We start from the raw sequence: 21,003 nt of genomic DNA on the forward strand, positions 1-21,003 counted from the left end.
CTGCCAGATTTTCATCTTCCTCACGATGCACCATATAGGATGCGAGCAGGGCAATTCCCCAGGCTCCGCCTTCTCCCGCGGTTTCCATAACGGAAACCGGTGTGTCAATTGCTCCGGCCAGAATACTCTGACCGACTCCTTTTGTCTTGAAAAGTCCGCCATGTCCCAGAATCCGGTCAAGTTCTACATGTTCTTCTTTAAGCATGATGTCCATTCCGACTTTCAATGCTCCAAGAGAGGTGTAAAGATGTACTCTCATGAAGTTTGCGAGATTAAAGCTGCTCTGAGGTGTCCGGACAAATAGCGGGCGCCCTTCTTCAAAGTTTGTAATATGTTCTCCTGAGAAATAATTGTATGCGAGAAGTCCTCCGCAGTCTTTGTTCCCTTCCAGTGCTTTGCGGTACAGGGTTCCATAGAGATCATCCATACCAATTTCCATTCCAAAAGTCTCTGCGAACTCTTTAAATACAGATACCCATGCATTCAGGTCGGAAGTACAGTTGTTGCAGTGTACCATTCCCACCGGATCTCCGGACGGGGTGGTCACAAGATCAATCTCCGGATATACTTTGGAAAGTTCTTTTTCCAGTACTACCATGGCAAAAACGGAGGTTCCTGCCGATACATTTCCTGTCCTTGGCGCTACACTGTTTGTTGCCACCATTCCCGTGCCGGCATCTCCTTCCGGCGGGCAGAGCGGTACTCCTGCCTTCAGGTTCCCCGACGGATCCAGCAGCTTTGCCCCCTCTTCTGTCAGAGCGCCTGCATCCTCGCCTGCCAGCAGTACATCCGGAAGAATTCCGCTTAATTTCCACGGATATCCTTTCTCCGCAACAAGGGCATCAAATGTGTCGATCATTCCTTTATGAAACTGCTTTTCTTTGACATCAATCGGGAACATGCCAGACGCTTCCCCGACTCCAAGTACTTTTTTACCGGTCAGTTTCCAGTGAACATATCCTGCAAGCGTTGTAAAAAACGCTACGTCTTTTACATGTTCTTCCCCGTTTAAAACAGCCTGGTAAAGGTGGGCGATGCTCCATCTTTGAGGAATGTGGTACCGGAACAGCTCCGTCAGCTTTTCCGATGCATCCGCTGTGATTGTGTTTCTCCAGGTGCGGAACGGCACGAGAAGTTCCCCTTCTTTATCAAATGCCATATATCCATGCATCATACCGCTGAATCCGATTGCAGCAAGATTTGTGATCTTTGTTCCGTATTTTTCTGATACGTCCTGCGTCATGCTCCGGTAACTGTCCTGCAGTCCTGTCCAGATATCCTCCAGCGTATAGGTCCAGATCCCATGATCATAACGGTTTTCCCAGTCGTGGCTCCCGGATGCCACCGGTTCCTTTTTTTCATTAATCAGAATCGCCTTGATCCGTGTCGATCCAAATTCGATTCCAAGCACCGCCTTTCCGTCTTCAATCATCTGTTTTGTATTTTGAGCATCGAATGCCATATGCCTTTCCTCCTTCAAGAATCACTTCCATTTTGTACTATTATATCATTCCGAATTCTCCCCAGCAATGAAACTTGTGCATCCTGCCCAAATTCGGATAAATGCCGAAAAAAGAGACAGGAGGTTTTCAAGTTGTACTGAAAAACTCCTGTCTTACTCTTTCGTCTATTTCTGCCGGACTAAGGTTCTTTCAGTGATGCAATTCCCCGCATCAGAATTCTAACATCATCCAGAATATAATCAAAGGCTCCTGCTTTGTACAGATTTAGAATAATCATTCCGATCGGAACTGCCAGAATCATGCCAAGCAGACTCCCTACCCGGTATCCGACATATAAAAGAATCAACGTAAGAAGCGGACTGAGTCCGATGCTGTCACCGACCAGTTTTGGCTGTATGATCTGTCTCACCAGCTGTGTAATTCCATAAATGATCAAAAGTGTTATCGCTATTTTAATATCCATTACAAAAAACTTATATACAGCCCACGGGATCAGCGCGGTTCCGGTTCCGAAAAACGGAAGGAAATCCAGAAAGGCGATTAAAATCGCAAGTAAGAAAGCATAATCCACACCAAGAATCAGAAAGCCGCACAATAGAATCAGTCCTACAACCGCCATAATTTTAAACTGCGCTTTAAAATAACCTCCGACCGCATACTTCAGATTGTACATAACCATTGACATTCTTGCTTCAATCGCTTTGGGTGCCACTTTTTTACTCCACTGTATGATTTCCTCCCTCTGGGCTGTAAAAAAGTAAGCCGATACAAGTGCTACAATAACAGACACAAGAATCCCCGGAATCCGTTTGACTACATTTCCCGTCGCTTCCACCGCCGGGTTTCCTATCCCTGCGATCACACCGCCTACTCTTTCATCCATATTCTGAATCAGACTGTTCCAGCCGTTTTGAATATTCTCGGGCAGCATCCTGTAAACTCCCTGAAACCGTTCTCCAATCTCCCGAAATCCCGCTTCCAGATCTTGATAAAGATCCGGAGCATTGTTAAGCGCCATCTGTATTTCCCGGGCCAGCTTTACGATTCCCAGATATCCGAGTCCTGCCACAATAGCGATCACCAGAATGATAATCAGGGCAGATCCCAGTTTTTTCTTGATCTTCACTCTGCTCTCCAGCCACCCCACAAGCGGATACGCCAGATACGCAATAAACCACCCGATAACAAATGGCATGAAAAATCCGATTGCCCGTACACCGATCACAATAAACAAGATCGTCCCCAGAAGACTGAAAAAAAGACTTGCGGCAACTTTCCAGTACGGCCTTTTATCTGTTTTCATTCCATCTGCGTCTTCCTGCATCCTACTCCTCCTTACTGTCAGCCCCGAACATTCTGGTCTCGGCAAACTCCCAGATTTCCTCTCTCCCCTGCTTTGTTTTTGCGGAAAATGGAATCACCTTTGTGCCGCTTACCAGATTCAGCCCTTCTCTGATCACCTTGAGCTGTTTTGACAGCTGACTTTTCTTGATTTTATCAAGCTTCGTAGCAATAATTACCGGTTCATACCCCTGATGTAAAATCCAGTCATACATCATTTTATCATTTTTTGACGGTTCGTGCCGGATATCAATCAGAAGGAACACCGCCTTAAGCATGGCAGACTGATGCAGATAGCGCTCAATCATCTTTCCCCACGCTTCCTTTTCTTTCTCGGAAACCTTGGCGTATCCATATCCCGGAAGGTCAACCAGATACATTTCCCCATTGATATTATAAAAATTAATCGTCTGTGTTTTTCCGGGCGTAGCCGAAATCCGGGCCAGAGACTTCCGGTTCATCAAAGCATTGATCAGGGAGGATTTCCCTACATTGGATTTGCCTGCAAATGCAATCTCCGGCTTGTCATTAACCGGAAGTTTACTGGTAATTCCACACACTGTCTCCAGAGCAACCTCTTTAATTACCATTGTTCTCCCTCCTGTTCTATTTTTTCTGCAAGTGCCGTATTTAGTACTTCTTCCATCCGTGAAACGAACCGGATCTCCAGTCCTTTTGTGATTTCCCTGGAAATTTCTTCCACATCCGCCTGATTTTCAGATGGTACAAGCACACAACGCACGCCTGCGTTTTTCGCTGCCAACAGCTTTTCTTTTAGTCCTCCGATCGGAAGCACTCTTCCGCGGAGCGTAATCTCTCCGGTCATGGCCACATCCGCCCGGACTTTTTTCCCGGTCACTGCGGAAAGGATCGCCGTGGCCATCGTAATGCCCGCAGATGGTCCATCCTTCGGCACTGCCCCTTCCGGAATATGTACATGAATGTCATGCTTTTCAAAAAAGTCTTCTTCGATTCCACAGCGGCCGCTGATGGAACGGATATAACTGATTCCGGCCTGCGCAGACTCTTTCATGACGTCACCCATCTGTCCTGTCAGCAGGAGATTTCCCTTTCCGGAAAGAACATTGACCTCAATCTGAAGTGTATCCCCTCCAACGCTTGTCCATGCAAGACCTGTCACAATTCCCACTTCATCCTGGCTGTTTGCCATATGATAGTGGTATTTTTCTTTTCCAAGATACTGTCCCAGATTCCGTTCCGTGATACGTACCCGCTTTTTTCCCGACTCCAGAATCTCCTTGGCCGCCTTTCTGCAAAGCTCCCCAATGGTTCGCTCCAAGGTACGGACACCGGCCTCTTTCGTGTAATTGCGGATGATTTTCCACAATGCTCCATCCGAAATACTGAGAAGTCCACCTTCCAGCCCGTGACGCTCCAGCTGTTTCTTCATCAGATGCTCTTTCGCAATGTGCATCTTTTCATTTTCCGTATAGCTGGAGACCGAAATCACTTCCATTCTGTCAAGAAGCGGTCTTGGAATCGTCTGAAGGGTGTTGGCGGTTGTCACAAAGACAACTTCCGAGAGATCCAGCGGTACTTCCAGATAATGATCCCGGAATTTTTTATTCTGTTCCGAATCCAGAACCTCCAGAAGTGCGGAAAAGGTATCACCTTTATTATAATCAGTGCTCACCTTGTCAATCTCGTCCAAAAGCATCACGGGATTTTTGACCCCCGCTTTCCGAAGCCCATCCGCGATTCTTCCCGGCATCGCTCCTACATAGGTCTTTCTGTGTCCCCGGATCTCCGCCTCATCTCTGACACCTCCGAGAGAGATTCTTACATAAGGCTTTTTCATGGACTCCGCAAGGGATTTCGCAATGGATGTTTTTCCAGTTCCCGGAGGTCCCACAAGACACAAAATAGAAGATCCGCTGCGTTTTGTCAGTTCTCTGACCGCCAGATATTCAAGCACCCGTTCTTTGACTTCTTTCAGACCATAATGCTCTGCCTCAAGAATCTCCTTGGCATGTTTCATATCGGTATATTCCTCCGCCCTTTTATCCCAGGGCATCTCCAGCATTGTCTCAAGATAGGTACGGATGACTCCTGCCTCGGTCGGGTTGTTTACTGTATTTTTAAACCGGCGTATTTCTTTTGCCACTTTCTCGTGTACTTCCTCCGGAGCCTGCATTTTCTTTTCTGCTTTTTCGAATTCTTCCGCGTCGGACAATGTTCCGTCCTCTCCCAGCTCTTCACGGATATATTTTAACTGTTCTCTCAGAATGTATTCCCGCTGGCCTTTGTCGATCCGCTCTCTGACTTTCTTTTCAATTTCTGCGGTAATATCTGCCGCCCGTGTATCTTCCTCGATCCTGGCTACAAGCGTATAGTAGCGTTCCAGAAGATCATCTTCATCCAGCAGTTTCTGAAGTACAACGGAATCCAGTCCGATCCCTGCCGCCGCTTCTCCTGCCATTTCATAGACATCATCAAGCTTCAGGATATCCCGGATCACTCCTTCCGGAACACGCCGTGTCTTTTTTACATAAATCTTCAGGGCATCTGTCAGAATTTTTTTCATTCCCTCCAGAGATACCCCTTCCGGAAGGTCCGGACGCTTTTCCTGACAAATGGAAATATCTGCCTCCCAGTATCCTTCCACCTCACGCATCTCTCTTAACACTGCCCTCTTTTCACCGTAAACCATCACTCTGAGACCCTTTTGAGGCACCCGCACAACCTGCCGGACTTCCGCCAGCACACCGGTACGGCATAGTTCCTCTTTCTGCGGCTCTTCAGTTTTATCTTCTTTCTGTCTGATCAGGAACACCTTCTGTCCTGCAAGCATTGCCTGCTGAACACCTTCCATGGATTTGATCCTGACAACATCAAAATGTACTGCCATACCCGGGAAGACGGTCAGGCCCCGGATCGGCACCATTGGTATATGATTGATCTGTTCTGTCATTAATTCCTCCGTATTTTACAAAAGGTGCAGGTATAATTACCTGCACCTCTCTCATTCTGTCTATTATGCACTTTCAGATTCACGTTCTTCATGCTCGGTCTTTGGCAGGCTCTTTCCCTCAACAGCATCTTTGGTAATGATGCATGTTTTCAGCGTCTCATCCGATGGAGCCCTGTACATGATGTCCATCATGACGTTTTCCATTATCGCTCTTAATCCTCTGGCTCCGGTATTTCTTGCAATCGAACGGTCCGCAATCGCCTCAAGCGCATCTTTATCAAACTGCAGGCTGACTCCGTCGAGTTCCATCAGTTTCTGATACTGCTTCACAATCGAGCTCTTTGGCTCTGTCAAAATCTGAATCAGTGCCTCTCTGTCAAGAGATTCCAGTGCGACAATCACCGGAACACGTCCGACGAATTCCGGAATAAGGCCGAATTTAACAAGATCCTGCGGCAGTACCTGATTTAACAGTCTGTCCAGATTGTCTTCATGATTGGTTGCAATTTCCGCATTAAATCCTATGGATTTCTGGTCGATTCTCTTTTCGATGATCTTGTCAATCCCCTCAAACGCTCCGCCGCAAATGAAAAGGATATTGGACGTATCAATCTGATACAGCTCCTGATGCGGATGTTTTCTTCCGCCCTGCGGAGGCACGGATGCAATCGTACCTTCAATGATTTTCAGAAGCGCCTGCTGTACCCCTTCTCCTGATACATCTCTTGTAATGGATGGATTTTCGGATTTTCTTGTAATCTTGTCAATCTCATCGATATAAATAATTCCGTATTCTGCTCTTTCTATATCACCGTCAGCAGCCTGAATAATCTTCAAAAGAATGTTTTCCACATCTTCTCCGACATATCCCGCTTCTGTCAGCGTCGTGGCATCCGCAATCGCAAACGGCACATTCAGCACTTTTGCAAGCGTCTGTGCAAGAAGCGTCTTTCCGCTTCCGGTCGGTCCAAGCATAAGAATATTGCTTTTCTGCAGTTCCACTCCCAGATCTTTTTCCGCCTTAATCCGTTTATAATGATTATATACAGCAACGGAAAGAACCTTTTTTGCTTCCTCCTGACCAATGACATAGTCATCCAGAAAGCTTTTTATTTCCTCCGGCTTCAAGAGATTAATCTCTCCAAGCCCGTTGTCTTCGTTCTCATATTCGAATTCTTCCTCTATAATTTCGGCACAGATCTCGATACATTCATCACAGATGTAAGCACCGTTTGGTCCCGCAATCAGCTTGCGCACCTGTGACTGTGTCTTATTACAGAAGGAACATCTTACCACATCTTCTTTTAAAGCCATTCTCACACCTCATTTATATACTTTCCGCATTGTATTATGAAACACGGAAAGGGGATGCCCCAAGCACATGGGACAGCCCCTTGTTTCCCCTTTACCGGCTCGTGATGACCTCATCAATTAAACCGTATTCTTTTGCTTCCTCAGCAGACATGAAATTGTCACGATCCGTATCACGGCTGATCGTTTCCAGTGTCTGCCCGGTATTCGCTGCCAGAATTTCATTCAATTTCCGGCGGGTTTTCAGAATATGCTCTGCAGCAATCTGTATCTCTGATGCCTGACCCTGTGCACCACCTGATGGCTGATGAATCATGATCTCAGCGTTCGGAAGCGCAAGACGCTTCCCTTTTTTCCCTCCGGAGAGAAGGAAAGATCCCATACTTGCAGCCATTCCAATACAGATCGTAGACACATCACACTTGATGTACTGCATCGTATCATAAATTGCCAGACCTGCCGTCACAGAACCGCCCGGACTGTTGATGTATAAATTGATATCCTTTCCCGGATCCTCTGCTTCCAGGAACAGGAGCTGTGCAACAATCACACTCGCTGAAGCATCATTTACCTCACCGTCCAGAAAAATGATTCTGTCTTTTAAAAGTCTTGAGTAGATGTCGTATGAACGCTCTCCACGGCTTGTCTGCTCAATGACATAAGGTACTAAACTCATGCAATATGCCTCCTTATTATTTATGTCTCTTATTCTTCTACCGCATTATCAACAAGGAATGTAACAGCTTCCTGAACAGCCATGTCCAGTTTCATCTGTTCTTTTTCTTTTTCTCCCATGAATTCTTTCAGCTTGTCTGCTTCCATCTTGTAAGCATCAGCCATCTTCTGGATTTCCTCGTCGATTTTCTCATCGCTGATTTCGATGTTTTCCGCTTTTACGATCGCTTCCAGAACAAGTCTTGTCTGAATTCTCTTTAATGCCTGCGGTTTCAGCTCATCTGTCATCTTCTCAGCTGTCATTCCTGTAAACTGGAAGTACTGATCAAGAGTCAGCCCCTGCTGCTGTAATCTCTGAGCAAAATCATTTGCCATCTGTCTTACTTCTGTGTCAACCATGGCATCCGGAATATCCATCTGCGCGTTTGCAACAGCTTCTTCTACTGCTTTGTCTTCCTGTTTTCTCTTGCCTTCTGCGATCTTCTGCTCTTTGATCTTTGCCTTGATGTCTGCTTTGTAAGCGTCCAGAGTTTCAAACTCGGAAACTTCGGATGCGAACTCGTCATCCAGTTCCGGAAGTTCTTTTACTTTGATCTCATGCACTGTACATTTGAAGACTGCTTCTTTTCCTGCCAGGTCTTTTGCATGATACTCTTCCGGGAATTTTACATTCACTTCTTTTTCTTCTTCCAGGTTTGCGCCGATCAGCTGCTCTTCAAATCCCGGGATGAATGCTCCGGAGCCGATTGTCAGCGGGTAGTTTTCTCCTTTTCCGCCTTCAAAAGCAACACCGTCTACAAATCCTTCAAAGTCAAGTACAACTTCGTCTTTATCCTGAACCGGACGGTCTGTCACAGAAACTGTTCTTGCGTTCTTTTCCTGTTCTTCAACAAGTTTTGCTTCGATCTCTTTCTGTGTCACACGGTTGGAAATCTTTTCAACCTTTAATCCTTTGTATTCTCCTAATGTAACTTCCGGCTTTAAAGCCACCTCAGCTGTAAAAATAAATGGTTTGCCTTTTTCAATCTGTACGATATCAATCTTCGGCTGTGATACGATCTCAAGATCCTCTTCATCATATACTTTTCCGTATGCTTCCGGAATCAGCTGGTTTGCAGCGTCATCATAGAAAACTTCCGGTCCGTACATTTTTTCGATCATCTGGCGCGGCACTTTTCCTTTACGGAATCCTGGGATGCTGATGTTTTTCTTCTGCTTGTTGTAAGCTCCCTGGAGTGCTTTTTCCAGTTCTTCGGCAGAAACTTCGATCGTCAGTTTCGCCATGTTGTGTTCCAGTTTCTCTACTTGTAAACTCATTTACATTTCCTCCTAAATCTTATCGTATATGCGAAAAGTCGGCAGACTTATCTACATTACACTGATTGTATGAGTATACCATATTCTTATTCGAATTTCCAGTCTTACCTTTACTTTTCCTCATATTTTCGCCGTTTTCTGCCGGAAGCCGCATTTTGACTCTTAGTCCGTGCTGCCGACTTCGTCCATTCGGAAAAACTGTTCCAGAAGTGTCTGGTATTCTTCCTCACTGACCGAATAGGTGTTTCCGTCATCTGCCTCCACTTTCACAATCACGGTCTCCGGATCGGAGTACTGCATATTCAGGTACGCTTCTTCCAGAAGATCATATGCTCTGAATAAATAATCATACTGCATCATCTCCTGAATTTCTTCTTCTGTTCCTTCATATCCTCCGTTCTGCGCGGACTGTTCAATTTCCTTTGATGCCTCCTGCAGCGCAGATACGTAATTGACAAACAGATCTACCGGCTGAATCTCCACAGATACTTCGTACTCTTTTGAATCTGTCTTCTCCGCTTTCTGCACATCATATTTCATCACACTGAAAATCTCTTTTACAAGTGTTTCGTACTCATACAATGTATAATCACTGAGTTCATCATAACCGGATGTCAGATAATCATAGACAAACTGATCGACAGCCGCCTCATAATCCTGTTTCAGTTCATATTCGGATGTATCCATGATTCTGGACGCCTCCGTAAATTCCCCCTGGAGTCTCTCATCGAGTACGGCTTGTACATACCCTGCTGCATCAAAGTCTCCACCGCATCCGGCAAAGGCCATCATGCCGGCAAGGACCGCAGCCGCCAAAGCACAGGCTTTTTTTCTCATGATTTTCTCCTCCTTGTTCGTTTTTGATTCTATCAGACTCTATAAAAAAAAGCAACCTAAGTCCGTTTTCCCTTGTTTTCCTTCCGCAGTACATTTATACTGAAAGAACAGATCATACTATTACAAGGAGGAAACATTTGTGGAAATTGAACGTAAATACCTCATCGAATCCTGCCCTCTGCCTCTGGAAGATTTTCCATATCATGAGATGGAGCAGGGCTATCTGAATACCAGTCCCGTTGTTCGTATCCGCCGGTCGGACGAGGATTATACATTGACCTATAAATCCAAAGGCCTGATGGTCCGCGAAGAATATAACCTTCCTCTTACAAAGGAGGCCTATGAACATCTTCTTACCAAAATTGACGGAAGACTGATTCAGAAAAGACGTTATCTGATTCCTCTCGAAGGCGGACTGACAATCGAACTCGACTGTTTTAAGGGAGACCTGGCCCCGCTTATGCTGGCAGAAGTAGAATTTCCTTCTGTAGAGATGGCCGATTCCTTTACTCCGCCCTCCTGGTTTTCAGAAGATGTAACGTTTTCTGTTCTTTATCACAACAGCACATTAAGCAAATTATAAATAGCAATGTTTTGTTGCTTTTCTTTCCATAGATACATTTTGTGGCATTATCTGAATTTTTACATAGAAACTGATATACTGTTTCTAAAAATGGAGGTATGCCATGGCAAATGTACAGCTTGCAAAGAATCTCAGGACTCTTCGCAAAAAATACAACTACACACAGAAACAACTCAGCTCTATCCTGAACATTACCAGACAGGCGTACTCTCACTACGAACAGGCGCTCAGAGAACCGGACCTGTCTACTTTGATCCGTTTTTCTGATTTTTATAAAATCACGCTTGATGAACTGGTCGCCGGTGTCATTGATGCCGATCAGATTCAAGAATCCTTTCCGGTCTATCAGTATCATCTTTGCGAAACAGAAGATCAGAAACACTCAATCTGCTTAACGGATCCGGAAATCGACCTTATTATGAAATACCGGTACTCCTCTGAAAATGACCGTCAGATTGTTCGTGGATTTCTGAAAGACAAATAATCCCCTAACCGTACTAACGGAAAGGGGATTTCTTATTTTTCTGTTTTTTAATCATTCAGTCCAAATCCGTCATGGATTGCAATCATTGCTTTTTCTGTATCTTTTTCATCGATCAGAACAGTGATACGGATTTCAGATGTGGAAATCATGTTGATATTGATGTTGGAGTTAAACAGAGATTCAAACATCTTTGCCGCAACTCCCGGATTGCTGAGCATACCGGCTCCTACAATGGATACCTTTGCCACATCGGTGCTGTATGTAAGCTCTTTGATCGTAAGAACTTCTTTTTTCTCTTCAAGAATAGCAAGTGCTTCTTTCAGATCTTCCTCGGATACGGTAAAAGAAATATCCTTTGTTCCGTTTCTTCCTACAGACTGCAGGATGATATCCACATTGATGTTGTTTTTCGCAAGTGTATTAAAGATTTTGAACGCGATTCCCGGCTCATCTTTTACTCCAATCGCAGAAATTCTTACTGTATTTCTGTCAGCCGCCACACCGGTGATTAACATTTTTTCCATTTTTACTACCTCCTTGACTACGGTTCCCTCTTCTGATGTAAGACTGGAGCGTACAACCAGCTCGACGCCATACTTCTTGGCCATCTCAACGGACCGGTTATGAAGCACCTTTGCTCCTGAAGTCGCAAGTTCCAGCATTTCATCGTAAATAATCTCGTCAATTTTTCTTGCATTTTTTACAATTCTCGGATCTGCCGTGTAGACACCGTCCACATCGGTATAGATTTCGCACTTGTCAGCATGAAGTGCTGCCGCAAGCGCAACCGCAGTAGTATCGGAACCGCCTCGTCCCAGGGTAGAGTAATCATCGTATTTGTTAATTCCCTGGAATCCGGTCACAATTACAATCTTTCTCGCTTCCAGTTCATGCTGGATCCGCTCAGTATCGATCCGTTTGAATCTTGCATTTCCATATCTTGCCGTACAGTGCATCCGCACCTGAAAAGCGTTCAAAGAGATTGCCGGGACATCATATGAGTGAAATGCCATCGCCATCAGCGCAACGGATACCTGCTCTCCCGTAGTCAGGAGCATATCCAGCTCCCTTTTCGGCGCGTTTGGATTGATGCTCTGCGCCAGTTCCAGAAGTTCGTCTGTTGTATCTCCCATAGCTGAAAGTACTACAATTACATCATTCCCTTTTTTATAATCCTCAATGCAGCGCCTTGCCACATTGAAGATTCTTTCTCTGTTTGCGACAGAGCTTCCCCCGAATTTCTTTACTATCAGCATAATTTCCTCCTAGTATTCAAATAAGTGTTCGATCAGATGATATCCATTTTTTTCCCATCTTCCTGACTGCACAGCCGTCCTTTCACAGTAGCTCTCTGCCCCGTTTTCAGGTCTTTTTCTGTCGTAGAGAAGATAGGGAACCGGATCCGCGGTATGTGTTCTGGCAGCAATCGGTGTCGGATGATCCGGCAGAATCAGCAGTCTGTACGGTTCTCCCGATGCATCCATCGCCTCCCTGACAATCCGGATCAGCCTCTGATCCAGAAATTCGATTGCCCGGACCTTCTTTTCCACGCTGCCCTGATGTCCCATTTCATCCGGCGCTTCCACATGGATATAGGCGAAATCGTAGCCTTCATCAAGCAGCGCACGGACTGCCGCCTGTGCCTTTCCTTCATAATTCGTATGAAGGCCGCCGTCCGCTCCTTCTACATGAACAATTTTCATTCCGCTTCCGGCGGCAATCCCTTTCAGGAGATCCACCGCCGAAATCATCACGCCTCTTTTTCCGGTCTTTTCCTGAAAATCCGGCAGTTTTGGCCTTTTTCCCGCTCCCCAGAACCAGGCGGAATTGGCCGGCCGAAGCCCCTGGGCTTTCCGCTTTAGATTAACCGGATGCTCTTTTAAAACACGATAGCTTTCTTTCATCATTGCCAAAAGCATCGGATCCCCCGGAAGATATTCCCGGATCTGATTTGTCAGAATATCATGGGGCGGCGTCAGTTCCATTTCGTGTCCATTCTTCCAAAGCAGAAGATGGCGGTAGGATGTCCCGCGGTACAGCTCAAATCCCGGTTTTAACACTTCCTCCTTCAGAACCTCCAGAAGGACACCTGCATCTCTGGTATTAATTTCATCCGAGCTGTGGTCCACAATTCTCTGATCTTCATAAGGGAGTGATGCATCCTCGGTCAGCGTGACCAGATTGCAGCGGAACGATACATCATCCTCTTCCATCCCTACTCCGATACTGAGCGCCTCAAGAGGCGACCTTCCGGTATAATATACTTCGGGATTATAGCCAAGGACCGACAGGTTGGCCGTATCACTTCCAGGTGCCATCCCCTCCGGCACCATTGAGACGAGCCCGATTTCGCTCATCTTTGCAAGGCGATCCATCTCAGGCGTCAAAGCCTGTTCCAGCGTCGTCTTTCCCCCAATACACTCCAGCGGCTCTCCTGCCATACCGTCCCCAAGAATGATAATATATTTCATCCGCAATCATTCCCTTCTGTTTTCGTCTTATAATCTATCTTATGATGCTGCGCGGATCATGTGAATGACATTGTCAAACCTTGCAGCCGCGTCTTCGTATTCCCCTTCTTTCATGACATCTGTAATAAATCCGAATTCTCCTTCGCAGCCATCAGCCTCCACGAATTCAACCTTGCCAAAAGTATTTCTGATCCGTTCTTCATATGCTGCCCTGCTTCCGGACATCCGGACAAAAAACTTTCTTTTTACATCCAGGCGGCTTTCAAGTTCCAGACGCTCTCCGGACCAGTATTCGCAGATTGTCTCGTTTCTGTATTTCGCAGCTTCCACGATATCTGCCGCTACTGCGCTGGCCGTCGGCATCTTTCCTGCGCCGCTTCCATAGAACATTGCATCCCCCAAAGCGTTGCCATGCACGAAAATCGCATTGAACACTCCATTCACACTTGCAAGCGGATGCTCTGCCGGAAGTATGAACGGGGCTACAACCGCCTCAAGCTTCTCTTCGTCCCGCTTCATCGTAGCAAGCAGTTTGATTACCGCATTCATCTGTTTTGCGTAGCGCATATCCTGGACAGTAATCTTCGTGATGCCTTCTGTATAAATATCGCGGAAATCCACCTGCTTTCCGGACACAATGGAAGACAGAATCGCTATTTTCCTGCAGGCATCCATACCTTCCACGTCCGCCTCCGGATTCCGTTCTGCAAATCCATTTGCCTGTGCTTCTTTCAATACTTCATCGTAATCGGCTCCCTCATAAAACATCTTCGTCATCATATAGTTCGTTGTCCCATTCAGGATTCCCGTAATCTCTTCAATCTCATCCGCCGTAAGCGAAGAGACAAGCGGACGGATAATCGGAATACCGCCTCCCACACTCGCCTCAAAGAGGTAGTTGACATGGTTCTCTTTTGCGGTCTTCAACAGCTCCGCTCCATGCGCAGCCACAAGCGCCTTATTGGAGGTTACCACATTTTTCCCGGCTTCCAGACTTCTCTTCACAAAGGTGTAAGCAGGTTCCAGACCGCCCATTACCTCTACGACAATATCCACACTTTCATCACTGACAATTTTTTCAAAATCATGCACAATCAGCTCCTGCACCGGATCCTCCGGGAAATCACGCAGATCCAGAACATATTTGATCCGCACCTGATCTCCTGCGCACCGGTCAATCTTCTCCTGATTTTGCCGGAACACTTCCACTACTCCGGATCCGACTGTACCATAGCCCAGTACCGCAACACTTATCATTTTTATTCCCTCCCTACTATTTTCAGATAATGAACTCCGTTTTTTTCTTCGATTTTCGCAACCATTTCCGAGAGATTTCCTGTTGTGGAAAGGACTTCCACACTCATGGTAAGCGTTGCCACTCCATTGAGCGGAATACTTTGGTGAATAGTCAGAATGTTTGCCCTGCACTGTGCAACTTCACCCAAAATCTCTGCCAAAAGCCCTGGAATATCTTCCATCTGCAGGACCATGGTAATAGTCTGTCCCTTTTCATTTTCATGAAACGGGAAAATATCATCTTTGTATTTATAAAAGGAACTTCTGCTGATTCCTGCCTGTTCTGCCGCTTCGCCGATCGTAAGTCCCTTCTGTGTCGCAAGCAGATGCTTGACCTCCACAACTTTCAACAGGACTTCCGGAACCGCTTTTCTGTTCAGCACATAGTATTTCGTCTTATCCATGTACACTCTCCTGTTTCAGATATGCATTGATGAATCTGTCAATCTCGCCGTCCATCACTGCTCCTACATTACTGGATTCTTCGTTTGTCCTGTGATCCTTGACAAGACTGTATGGATGCATAACATAAGAGCGGATCTGATTTCCAAATCCGATATCCTTGACCTCTCCGCGGATACCGGACATCTTCTCCGCCTGTTCCTGTTCTTTCATCAAATACAGCTTTGCCTTTAACATCTGCATCGCTTTATCCTTATTATGATGCTGCGAGCGCTCATTCTGGCACTGTACGACAATCCCGGTCGGAAGATGCGTGATCCGGACTGCGGAGGACGTCTTGTTAATGTGCTGTCCTCCTGCCCCACTTGACCGGTAGGTATCGATCTTCAGATCATCTTCATTGATCTCGATATCGATCTCTTTGTCAATATCCGGAATCACATCACAGGACGCAAAAGATGTCTGACGTTTTCCCGCCGAATTGAACGGTGAAATTCGTACCAGACGATGTATCCCTTTCTCGGATTTCAGAAATCCATACGCATTTTCCCCGTGAACTTCAAAGGTCACGTTTTTGATTCCCGCAATGTCACCGTCAATATAATCCAGAACCTCCATCGAAAATCCATGACGCTCCACAAACCGGGAATACATCCGGTAAAGCATCTGGTTCCAGTCACAGGCCTCCGTGCCTCCTGCTCCGGCATGGAGTGTCACGATCGCATCACAATTATCATACTCTCCCCCGAGGAGCGTGCTGATCCGTACCTCCTCCAGGTGCTCATCCAGCCTTTTGACTCCGTCACGGATCTCTCCGATAAGACTTTCATCCTGTTCTTCTTCTGCCATTTCCAGAAGGACTCCGGTATCTTCATACTGCTGATTCAGCTCTTCCGCCGTTTTCAGTGTATCTTTCAGCATTTTGAGTTCTTTCATGACTTTCTGGGAGCCTTCCGTATCCTCCCAGAAATCCGGTTCTTCCATTTTACGTTCCAGTTCTTCTACTCTTTTTTCTTTGCCCGGCAGGTCAAAGTGAATCCCTTACTTCCTTAAGAGGTTCCTCGAATGCCTGCAGTTCCAGTCTCAGCTGTTCAAGCTCAACCACTGTTCTCACCTCTTTTATTTTTATTATTTCTTTTTCCCGCAGCACTGTTTGTATTTCAGGCCGCTTCCGCATGGACACGGATCATTCGGGTAAACTTTCTTTTCTGTGCGGACTTTCGGCGCATGGGATGCCGAGTCGTCCTTGTTTGTTCCTGTTACTTTTACAACCTGTTCTCTTTCCACTTTCTGTTCCATCTTGACATGGAAGAGCACACGGATCGTATCCGCCTCAATAGCCTTTGTCATCTCACCGAACATGTCGTATCCAAGCATCTTGTATTCCACGAGCGGATCTTTCTGCCCATATGCCTGAAGACCGATTCCCTGACGAAGCTGGTCCATATCGTCGATATGATCCATCCATCTGCCATCAATCGCTCTGAGCAGTACGACACGCTCTACTTCTCTTAAATGTTCCGGTTCCGGGAATTCTGCTTCCTTTGCCTCGTATGCTTTGACAGCACGTTCTTTCAGAAGATGCTTCAGCTCTTTCTGCTGCTTTTTCTTCACATCTTCCCCGGTCACAGCCTGAATCATCGGAATGGTCTCATGAAGCGCCACATCCATGCCTTCCAGATCCCACTCATCACCGGATCTGTCAGCCGGAGCATATCTGTCAACAAGATCTTCCACATATTCTGTAATCATATGATAGATGGAATCTCTCATGCTTTCCCCGTCAAGCACACGGCGGCGTTCTTCGTAGATAATCTCTCTTTGTTCATTCATAACCTGGTCATATTCCAGAAGATTCTTACGGATACCATAGTTGTTGAACTCGATCTTCTTCTGCGCCTTTTCAATCGCTCCTGAAAGCATCTTGTGTTCAATCTGTTCTCCGTCTTCCACGCCCAGCGCATTGAATACGGACATCAGCTTTTCAGAGCCGAACAGGCGGAGCAGGTCGTCTTCCAGAGAAAGGTAGAAACGGGATTCACCCGGATCGCCCTGACGTCCGGAACGTCCGCGGAGCTGGTTGTCAATTCGTCTGGATTCATGACGCTCTGTACCGATGATCTTTAAGCCGCCGGCTTCTCTTGCCTTTTCATCCAGCTTGATATCGGTACCACGGCCCGCCATATTGGTCGCAATCGTAACCGCGCCGTGCTGTCCGGCCTCAGCTACGATCTGTGCTTCCAGCTCATGGAACTTGGCATTCAGGACATTATGGCGGATACCTCGTTTTCTGAGCATTTTGCTTAAAAGCTCACTGGTCTCAATGGTAATCGTACCAACCAGAACCGGCTGCCCCTTTGCATGTGCTTCCTCAATAGCATCGCATACTGCGTTAAACTTCTCTTTCTTGGTCTTGTAAACAGCATCGTCCAGATCCTTCCGGATAACCGGTTTGTTGGTCGGAATTTCCACAACATCCATTCCGTAGATATCGCGGAACTCTTTTTCTTCTGTCAGGGCGGTACCTGTCATACCACATTTCTTTTCATACTTATTAAAGAAGTTCTGGAAGGTAACCGTTGCAAGTGTTTTACTCTCCCGGTTGACTTTTACATGCTCTTTTGCCTCGATTGCCTGATGAAGTCCGTCGGAATACCTTCTTCCCGGCATGATACGTCCTGTAAACTCATCGACGATCAGCACTTCGTTGTCTTTTACTACATAATCCTTGTCACGGAACATCAGGTTGTGTGCTCTCAGGGCCAGGATGATATTATGCTGGATCTCCAGATTTTCCGGATCTGCCAGATTTTCAATATGGAAGAAGTTTTCAACCTTCTTTACACCGTCTTCCGTCAGGTTGATGGCCTTCTCTTTTTCGTTGACGATGAAGTCTCCGGTTTCTTCAATCTCTTCACCAAGAATTGCATTCATCTTAGAGAATTCACCGCTTGCTTCTCCACGCTCCATCTGTTGCGCAAGAATATCACACGCCTCGTAGAGCTTTGTGGACTTACTGCTCTGGCCGGAAATAATCAGAGGGGTTCTTGCCTCGTCGATCAGAACGGAGTCGACCTCATCGATGATGGCGTATTTCAGTCCCCTTTGTACAAGCTGCTCTTTATAGATCACCATGTTATCTCTCAGATAATCAAATCCAAGTTCATTGTTGGTGACGTATGTAATATCACAGGCATAGGCCGCTCTTCTCTGGTCATTGTCCATATCGTTTAATACGACTCCGACTTTCAGTCCCAGAAATTCGTGTACTTTTCCCATCCACTCGGCGTCACGCTTTGCCAGATAGTCGTTGACAGTAACGATATGAACACCTTCTCCCGTGAGGGCATTCAAGTAAGCCGGAAGTGTGGATACAAGTGTCTTTCCTTCACCGGTCTTCATCTCGGAAATACGTCCCTGATGAAGGACAATACCGCCGATCAGCTGTACACGGTAATGTTTCATTCCGATGGATCTTACTGCTGCCTCTCTTACTGTGGCAAATGCCTCAGGAAGCAGGTCATCCAGAGTTTCTCCCTTTGCGTACCGTTCCTTATATTCTCTCGTTTTATCTCTTAATTCTTCATCAGAAAGCTTCTGCATCTCAGGTTCCAAAGCTTCGATATGATCTACGATCGGATAGATTCTCTTTAACTCATGCTGGCTGTGTGTACCAAACACTTTCTGTATCAGTCCCATTTTTTACTGCTCCTTATCGTTCTAAAAAATTAATCCATTCCTCATTTTAACACTATCCACGGGCTTGTTCAACCTGTTTCTAAAGTGTTCACAAACTCTTTCCACCGTGTTCACAAACGTCAGCCATGATACTTCTGTCTGATTTCATCGTAGCTTAGCTCTCCTCCGAAAAGATCCAGAGCACTTCCCACGGTAAAATCCACCCTGTCTTTTCCTGCTTTCTGCAATATCCTTATATCCTCCATGGATGCAATTCCGCCGGCGTACGTCACAGGTATTTCGCCGGCTTTCTCCCATGTTCCAAGGATTCCGGCAAGCTCCTGATCGATTCCCGCAGAGCGTCCCTCCACGTCAACACCGTGAATCAGAAACTCGGCACAGAAACCGGCCAGCATATTCAAAAGTTCCCGGGTCACTTCAGTGTCCGTAAATTTCTGCCACCGGTCTGTGACAACCAGATATTTTCCATCTCGTTTTCTGCAGCTTAAATCCAGAACAATCCGCTCCTTTCCCACGGCATCTTTCAGCTGTTCCAGATGATCCCACCGGATCCGGCCGTCGGAAAAAACATAAGATGTGACAATGACATGACTCGCTCCCGCATCTAAATAATCTCCGGCATTATCCGCCCGGATACCGCCTCCGATCTGAAGTCCTCCTGGGAATGCCTGAAGGGCCCGAAGTGCCTGCTTTTTTGTCTCCTCAAAATACGGAGACGATGCCGGATTCAGAAGAATAACATGACCTCCATAAAGGCCGTCCTCCTGATATCTGCCCGCAAACCAGTCTGCCGGTTTATCCGCCACAAAATTGGTGCTGGCCCTGTCCCCCCGGTCGGTGAGGCTTCCGCCTACAATCTGTTTTACTTTGCCATTATGTATATCAATACAAGGACGGAACCGCATCTTTTTACCTCCCAACACTTTTTTACTTTACCACGTCAATTTATTTTCTTACATTAACACAGGTTCCTCTCTTCCGTCAAGCCAAATATCTCCTCCATAATCGCAGATAAGAGAGCCAAAAAGGCTCTCTTATCTGTCCATATCTGTTCTGCTGTTTCCATCCAGCGCATCTTCCACGCCATCTTTGATATCCCGGGCACCGTCTTCGACACCGTCTTTTAAGTCCTCGGCACCGTCTTCCAGGGCGTCAGCTCCATTATTGATATCTTCCTCCAGCGTGTTCCCGGTATTACTTCCGTTTGTCGCATCATTGACACGGTTTTCTCCTGAACATGCAGTCATGCAGCCAAGCATGAACACACTCAGCAGAACAAGAGCGGCTCGTTTCCAAGATTTCATCTTTTTCCCTCCTGCAAATAGAATTTGCACTACTTACTATCTGCAGAAAATCAGATTTTATTCATGTGAGAATTAAAATGAAATCACATCGCTCATTTCATATCTTCCTGCCGGCTTCTCTGCCAGGAATTTTGCCGCTTCCAGTGCTCCTTTTCCGAACACGGCTTTGGAATAAGCGGTATGTTTAAACTCAATCACTTCATCCTCTCCCGCAAAGAGCACCTCGTGTTCCCCGACGATCGTTCCGCCGCGGACAGCCGAGATTCCGATCTCTCTTTTTTCCCTTGGCTTTCTCTCCTGACTTCTGTCAAAACAGTATGCGTACTGTGGATCCTGGGTCTCATTGATGGCATCGGCAAGTGCAAGCGCTGTTCCGCTTGGCGCGTCTACCTTTTTATTATGATGCTTTTCAACAATTTCAATATCATATCCTGCCGGGGCAAGGACTTTGGCAGCATCCTTCAAAAGACGCATCAGCAGATTGATGCCGAGAGACATATTGGCAGATTTAAGAACAGCCGTCTCTTTTGCCGCGTCTTCCACTTTCTGAAGCTGCTCTTCGGAAAGACCGGTCGTACAAAGCACTACTGGAAGTTTCTTTTCGCAGCAGGCTTCCAAAAGCCCGTCCACCGCTTTTGCGTTTGAAAAATCGATCACAACATCTGCTTCCACATCACAGTCTTTCAGATTGTCAAATACCGGATAGGTATTTTCAATCCCGCGGAATGTATCAATTCCTGCCACAATCTGACAATTGCCGTCTTCTGCCGCGAGCCGGGTGATCACCTGTCCCATTTTCCCATTACAGCCATGCATAATTATTCTTACCATCTTCGCTCTTCTCCTTTCGCATATCCAAAGAGGGCGCCTTTCGGCTCCCTCTTTTCT

Annotated in this window: 19 protein-coding genes; 2 read left to right on the forward strand and 17 right to left on the reverse strand. The window is 46.4% G+C overall.

Going from position 1 to position 21,003, the window contains the following annotated elements:
• From FGQ85_RS14835 to FGQ85_RS14870, 8 genes are all read right to left on the reverse strand, one after another.
• Window positions 1–1,462 (reverse strand): FGGY-family carbohydrate kinase (locus FGQ85_RS14835; RefSeq protein ID WP_138373836.1); only part of this gene is annotated, 1,462 nt, incomplete at its 3' end.
• Between the two features lie 179 nt (window positions 1,463–1,641).
• Window positions 1,642–2,787 carry a sporulation integral membrane protein YtvI gene (ytvI, locus tag FGQ85_RS14840; protein WP_243128579.1) on the reverse strand — a complete coding sequence of 382 codons (1,146 nt, stop codon included), beginning with the start codon at window positions 2,785–2,787 and terminating at the stop codon, window positions 1,642–1,644.
• Between the two features lies 1 nt (window position 2,788).
• On the reverse strand, window positions 2,789–3,394 hold the full coding sequence (gene yihA / locus FGQ85_RS14845; protein ID WP_087167473.1) for a ribosome biogenesis GTP-binding protein YihA/YsxC: 606 nt from the start codon (window positions 3,392–3,394) through the stop codon (window positions 2,789–2,791).
• Complete coding sequence (gene lon, locus FGQ85_RS14850) at window positions 3,388–5,736, reverse strand: endopeptidase La (protein ID WP_138373837.1); 2,349 nt, start codon at window positions 5,734–5,736, stop codon at window positions 3,388–3,390. The genes yihA and lon overlap by 7 nt, the downstream gene beginning before the upstream one ends.
• 63 nt (window positions 5,737–5,799) lie before the next feature.
• Window positions 5,800–7,050: an ATP-dependent Clp protease ATP-binding subunit ClpX gene (gene clpX / locus FGQ85_RS14855; RefSeq protein ID WP_087167475.1), complete on the reverse strand. Its 1,251-nt coding sequence runs from the start codon at window positions 7,048–7,050 to the stop codon at window positions 5,800–5,802.
• A 91-nt stretch (window positions 7,051–7,141) separates the two neighbouring features.
• Window positions 7,142–7,723: an ATP-dependent Clp endopeptidase proteolytic subunit ClpP gene (clpP, locus tag FGQ85_RS14860; protein WP_087167476.1), complete on the reverse strand. Its 582-nt coding sequence runs from the start codon at window positions 7,721–7,723 to the stop codon at window positions 7,142–7,144.
• Window positions 7,724–7,752: 29 nt separating this feature from the next.
• Window positions 7,753–9,039 (reverse strand): trigger factor, encoded by a 1,287-nt coding sequence (tig, locus tag FGQ85_RS14865; protein WP_087167477.1) that lies wholly within the window; start codon window positions 9,037–9,039, stop codon window positions 7,753–7,755.
• 162 nt (window positions 9,040–9,201) lie between these two features.
• The gene (locus FGQ85_RS14870) at window positions 9,202–9,876 is read right to left on the reverse strand and encodes a HAMP domain-containing histidine kinase (protein WP_138373838.1); all 675 of its coding nucleotides are present in this window, start codon (window positions 9,874–9,876) and stop codon (window positions 9,202–9,204) included.
• A gap of 139 nt (window positions 9,877–10,015) precedes the next feature.
• On the opposite strand from FGQ85_RS14870, the gene FGQ85_RS14875 reads away from it, so the two are divergent.
• Window positions 10,016–10,459 carry a CYTH domain-containing protein gene (locus FGQ85_RS14875; protein WP_087254542.1) on the forward strand — a complete coding sequence of 148 codons (444 nt, stop codon included), beginning with the start codon at window positions 10,016–10,018 and terminating at the stop codon, window positions 10,457–10,459.
• A 103-nt stretch (window positions 10,460–10,562) separates the two neighbouring features.
• On the forward strand, window positions 10,563–10,943 hold the full coding sequence (locus FGQ85_RS14880; protein WP_087254544.1) for a helix-turn-helix transcriptional regulator: 381 nt from the start codon (window positions 10,563–10,565) through the stop codon (window positions 10,941–10,943).
• Between the two features lie 47 nt (window positions 10,944–10,990).
• Here FGQ85_RS14880 and FGQ85_RS14885 read toward each other — a convergent pair whose 3' ends face one another.
• The 9 genes from FGQ85_RS14885 to dapB form a co-directional block, all read right to left on the reverse strand.
• Window positions 10,991–12,199 (reverse strand): aspartate kinase, encoded by a 1,209-nt coding sequence (locus FGQ85_RS14885; protein WP_087167481.1) that lies wholly within the window; start codon window positions 12,197–12,199, stop codon window positions 10,991–10,993.
• Between the two features lie 9 nt (window positions 12,200–12,208).
• On the reverse strand, window positions 12,209–13,414 hold the full coding sequence (locus FGQ85_RS14890; RefSeq protein WP_087254547.1) for a cofactor-independent phosphoglycerate mutase: 1,206 nt from the start codon (window positions 13,412–13,414) through the stop codon (window positions 12,209–12,211).
• A gap of 39 nt (window positions 13,415–13,453) precedes the next feature.
• The gene (locus FGQ85_RS14895) at window positions 13,454–14,671 is read right to left on the reverse strand and encodes a homoserine dehydrogenase (protein ID WP_118637723.1); all 1,218 of its coding nucleotides are present in this window, start codon (window positions 14,669–14,671) and stop codon (window positions 13,454–13,456) included.
• 2 nt (window positions 14,672–14,673) lie between these two features.
• A complete protein-coding gene (locus FGQ85_RS14900; RefSeq protein WP_087167484.1) occupies window positions 14,674–15,114 on the reverse strand; it encodes an ACT domain-containing protein in 441 nt (146 codons plus the stop codon).
• Window positions 15,107–16,217, reverse strand: a protein-coding gene (prfB, locus tag FGQ85_RS14905) for a peptide chain release factor 2 (protein ID WP_118637721.1) whose coding sequence is annotated in 2 segments (ribosomal slippage) — window positions 15,107–16,141 and window positions 16,143–16,217 — 1,110 coding nt in all. Because the reading frame shifts where the segments join, the coding sequence is not laid out codon by codon here. The genes FGQ85_RS14900 and prfB overlap by 8 nt, the downstream gene beginning before the upstream one ends.
• A 23-nt stretch (window positions 16,218–16,240) precedes the next feature.
• The gene (gene secA / locus FGQ85_RS14910) at window positions 16,241–18,811 is read right to left on the reverse strand and encodes a preprotein translocase subunit SecA (protein WP_087167486.1); all 2,571 of its coding nucleotides are present in this window, start codon (window positions 18,809–18,811) and stop codon (window positions 16,241–16,243) included.
• 119 nt (window positions 18,812–18,930) lie between these two features.
• Window positions 18,931–19,716, reverse strand: a complete 786-nt coding sequence (hisA, locus tag FGQ85_RS14915; RefSeq protein ID WP_118637717.1) for a phosphoribosylformimino-5-aminoimidazole carboxamide ribotide isomerase — start codon at window positions 19,714–19,716, stop codon at window positions 18,931–18,933.
• Window positions 19,717–19,845: 129 nt separating this feature from the next.
• Window positions 19,846–20,115, reverse strand: a complete 270-nt coding sequence (locus FGQ85_RS14920) for a hypothetical protein (RefSeq protein ID WP_087167488.1) — start codon at window positions 20,113–20,115, stop codon at window positions 19,846–19,848.
• 72 nt (window positions 20,116–20,187) lie between these two features.
• Window positions 20,188–20,946 (reverse strand): 4-hydroxy-tetrahydrodipicolinate reductase, encoded by a 759-nt coding sequence (gene dapB, locus FGQ85_RS14925; RefSeq protein ID WP_138373839.1) that lies wholly within the window; start codon window positions 20,944–20,946, stop codon window positions 20,188–20,190.
• Window positions 20,947–21,003 lie beyond the last annotated feature (57 nt).

Origin of the sequence: Pseudoflavonifractor sp. BSD2780061688st1 E11 (assembly GCF_005844125.1) — a bacterium.
Taxonomy (GTDB): domain Bacteria; phylum Bacillota; class Clostridia; order Lachnospirales; family Lachnospiraceae; genus Sellimonas; species Sellimonas catena.

Excerpts from the sequence above, each read along its gene's own strand:
- FGQ85_RS14890 (WP_087254547.1), bottom strand. The coding sequence starts at position 13,414 with ATGAAATATATTATCATTCTTGGGGACGGTATGGCAGGAGAGCCGCTG.
- hisA (WP_118637717.1), bottom strand. The coding sequence starts at position 19,716 with ATGCGGTTCCGTCCTTGTATTGATATACATAATGGCAAAGTAAAACAG.
- tig (WP_087167477.1), bottom strand. The coding sequence starts at position 9,039 with ATGAGTTTACAAGTAGAGAAACTGGAACACAACATGGCGAAACTGACG.
- FGQ85_RS14900 (WP_087167484.1), bottom strand. The coding sequence starts at position 15,114 with ATGGATAAGACGAAATACTATGTGCTGAACAGAAAAGCGGTTCCGGAA.
- clpX (WP_087167475.1), bottom strand. The coding sequence starts at position 7,050 with ATGGCTTTAAAAGAAGATGTGGTAAGATGTTCCTTCTGTAATAAGACA.
- FGQ85_RS14895 (WP_118637723.1), bottom strand. The coding sequence starts at position 14,671 with ATGATAAGTGTTGCGGTACTGGGCTATGGTACAGTCGGATCCGGAGTA.
- dapB (WP_138373839.1), bottom strand. The coding sequence starts at position 20,946 with ATGGTAAGAATAATTATGCATGGCTGTAATGGGAAAATGGGACAGGTG.
- FGQ85_RS14920 (WP_087167488.1), bottom strand. The coding sequence starts at position 20,115 with ATGAAATCTTGGAAACGAGCCGCTCTTGTTCTGCTGAGTGTGTTCATG.
- clpP (WP_087167476.1), bottom strand. The coding sequence starts at position 7,723 with ATGAGTTTAGTACCTTATGTCATTGAGCAGACAAGCCGTGGAGAGCGT.
- FGQ85_RS14885 (WP_087167481.1), bottom strand. The coding sequence starts at position 12,199 with ATGCTGATAGTAAAGAAATTCGGGGGAAGCTCTGTCGCAAACAGAGAA.
- FGQ85_RS14870 (WP_138373838.1), bottom strand. The coding sequence starts at position 9,876 with ATGAGAAAAAAAGCCTGTGCTTTGGCGGCTGCGGTCCTTGCCGGCATG.
- lon (WP_138373837.1), bottom strand. The coding sequence starts at position 5,736 with ATGACAGAACAGATCAATCATATACCAATGGTGCCGATCCGGGGCCTG.
- ytvI (WP_243128579.1), bottom strand. The coding sequence starts at position 2,787 with ATGCAGGAAGACGCAGATGGAATGAAAACAGATAAAAGGCCGTACTGG.
- yihA (WP_087167473.1), bottom strand. The coding sequence starts at position 3,394 with ATGGTAATTAAAGAGGTTGCTCTGGAGACAGTGTGTGGAATTACCAGT.
- secA (WP_087167486.1), bottom strand. The coding sequence starts at position 18,811 with ATGGGACTGATACAGAAAGTGTTTGGTACACACAGCCAGCATGAGTTA.
- FGQ85_RS14880 (WP_087254544.1), top strand. The coding sequence starts at position 10,563 with ATGGCAAATGTACAGCTTGCAAAGAATCTCAGGACTCTTCGCAAAAAA.